Origin of the sequence: Clostridium luticellarii, assembly GCF_002995845.1 — a bacterium.
GTDB lineage: Bacteria > Bacillota > Clostridia > Clostridiales > Clostridiaceae > Clostridium_B > Clostridium_B luticellarii.
On record NZ_PVXP01000130.1, the window covers coordinates 1 to 2770 of the forward strand.

The 2770-nt window shown below is 32.2% G+C and carries 2 protein-coding genes; both read right to left on the reverse strand.

From position 1 onward, the window contains the following. Positions 1-84: 84 nt before the first annotated feature. A complete protein-coding gene (locus tag CLLU_RS18245) occupies positions 85-1998 on the reverse strand; it encodes a bifunctional 4-hydroxy-3-methylbut-2-enyl diphosphate reductase/30S ribosomal protein S1 (RefSeq protein ID WP_106011179.1) in 1914 nt (637 codons plus the stop codon). A gap of 4 nt (positions 1999-2002) precedes the next feature. Then, complete coding sequence (gene cmk / locus CLLU_RS18250) at positions 2003-2683, reverse strand: (d)CMP kinase (RefSeq protein ID WP_106011180.1); 681 nt, start codon at positions 2681-2683, stop codon at positions 2003-2005. Between the last annotated feature and the right edge of the window lie 87 nt (positions 2684-2770).

The window sequence follows — 2770 nt, forward strand, 5'->3', positions numbered from 1 at the left end:
AAACCTCTGAATACTTAAATATTTCTCCTATTTTCTATATATATTGAAGAAAGAGAATAAATTAATGAGAGTACATCTGTAATACTAGATCTCATCTACTTCTTTTATACTCAAAGCTATTTTTTGATTATCCTTATTTACTTCTAAAATTTTTGCCTTTATTTCTTGACCTATCTCTAATACATCATCAGGTTTATCTATCCTCTTATGACTTATTTGAGATATGTGAACCAGTGCATCCACTCCAGGCTCCAGTTCTACAAAAGCACCGAAATTTGCAAATCTAACTACTTTTCCCAGTACAACACTGCCTACAGGATATTTTATATCTACATTATTCCAGGGATCTTCCATGAGTTTTTTAATAGATAATGACAATTTTTTCTTTTCTTTATCTACATCCAGAATATAAACTTTAATTTTATCACCTATCTTTAGCACATCACTTGGTTTGCCAACTCTTCCCCAGGACAATTCAGATACATGGAGTAATCCATCAACTCCCTGTACATCAACAAAAGCACCAAAATCAGTTAGCCTTCTGACTTCTCCCTCTACTACAGTATCCTTTTGAAGTATATTCCAGGTCTTTTCTTCCATCTTTTCCCTTTCAGTTCTCAAGATCTCTCTTCTTGAGGCTACTATTCTGGTACCTCTTTTTTCCTCTTTGAATTCAATTATATTTACATCCAGTTCCTTATTTATATATTGGGAAAGATCATCTACATGGTACAGTTCTACATGGGAAGCAGGTATAAATACCCTGGCACCCTTATAATTTGCCACAAGACCTCCATTAACAGCTTCTTTTACTGTCACCTGCAGAACGGTACTTTTCCCATTATTTTCTCTCAGTTCTCTATATGCGTTTTCTCTCTCCAGTTCTAATTTGGACAGCACTACATATCCATCTTCATTTTGTCTTCGTATTACCTTTACTTCCAGCTCATCACCTTCATGTATTAACTGTTCCAGGTCATCCTCTTCATTCCTTGTTATTTCAGATTTAGGAAGTATACCATCTGATTTATATCCTATATTTAAAAATACCTCATTTGGATTTACAGATATTACAGTACCTTTAATTTTTTCTCCTAATATTATTTGAGTATCATTTTTATCCATGTAGGACAATTGCTCATTTAATGCCAAATTTTTGTCATCACTCATTTTTAAAATTGCCTCCTTTATTATCCAATCCGGTGTTGAAGCTCCAGCTGTAACACCTATAGTTTTTATTTTGTTAGATCTAATTATATTATCAGGTATTTCTCCTGAATTTTCAACGTGAATAGTACTTTTACAATTTTTTCTACATATTTCATATAACTTAGTGGTATTGGAACTATTCTTACCTCCCAGCACTATCATTACATCAACTTTTTTTGAAATATCATCTGCAGATTTTTGGCGAACTTCTGTAGCACTGCATATGGTGTTGAAAGCAATAAACTCTTTACACTGTTCGATTACTGCACTCAATACCTTCTGCCAATTGGATTGTTTTTCTGTAGTTTGAGATACTATACAGAGTTTGGGCGGAAGTTTTCTTAAGTTTAGTCCATCCTTGGATATAATAGCCGCATTATTGCACCAGCCGTTTATACCTATAACTTCGGGATGAGCTTCATCACCTACTATTAATATAGAATACCCTAATTTATAATATTTCTGTACTTTTTTTTGTATATTTGAAACATACGGGCAGGTAGCATCTACCACATTTATTTTTTTATTCTCCAAAAGAGTATATATATATTCAGGTACTCCATGGGAACGTATTATAACCACATCTCCTTCTTTAAGATTGTCTATATCCTTCTCCTCTATGGAAAATATTCCTTTATTCTCTAATCTTTTTACTACATTATTATTATGAATTAAAGGACCTAAAGTATATATATTTTTTTGGAATTTTTTCCGTGTGTTTACAGCTTCTTCAACAGCTCTTTTTACTCCAAAGCAAAATCCGGACTTATCTGCCAGTATAATTTTCATAATTTCACCTTAAACTTTTTAAATTGTGTTTTTCAATATATTTCATTATGTAATTCGAAATAATTTCCACTACCTCTGAAATAGAAAGATTGGAAGAATCTATTTCTATAGCATCCTCTGATTTTACAAGTGGAGAAGCCGCCCTATGTGAATCTATATAATCTCTTTTAAGTATATCATCAAGTATTTTATCGTATTCTGCAGGTATATTTTTTTCATTGAGTTCTATACACCTTCTCCTTGCTCTTTCACTGGCACTGGCTGTAAGGAAAAATTTCAAGGGAGCATCTTTTAAAACTACAGTGCTTATATCCCGTCCATCCATAATTACATTATATTCCGATGCCATTTTCTGCTGCTGATTTACCAGCAATTTTCTCAACTCAGAAATGGCAGCATAATTGGATACACTGCTGCTTACTTTAGGATGTTTTATGGAGTCTGTAATATCTTCACCGTCTACCAGTATTCTATCTTTTTGAAAACGTATATCAAGCGATTTTGTCATTTTACAAACACCTTTTACATCTGTATAAATAATATTTTTTCTCATACACATAAGAGTAACAGCCCTGTACATAAAGCCCGTATTTATATACACAAGATTGAATCTATGGGCTATAATATTTGCTATGGTACTTTTACCTGAAGCTGCAGGACCATCAATTGCGACAGATATATTCAAAATAGTATTCCGCCTTTCTAATGAAAACATATAAAATTATAAGTTAAATTTTATACATACTATATTTTATTATATATTCTATAAAAA

Excerpts from the sequence above, each read along its gene's own strand:
- CLLU_RS18245 (WP_106011179.1), bottom strand. The coding sequence starts at position 1,998 with ATGAAAATTATACTGGCAGATAAGTCCGGATTTTGCTTTGGAGTAAAA.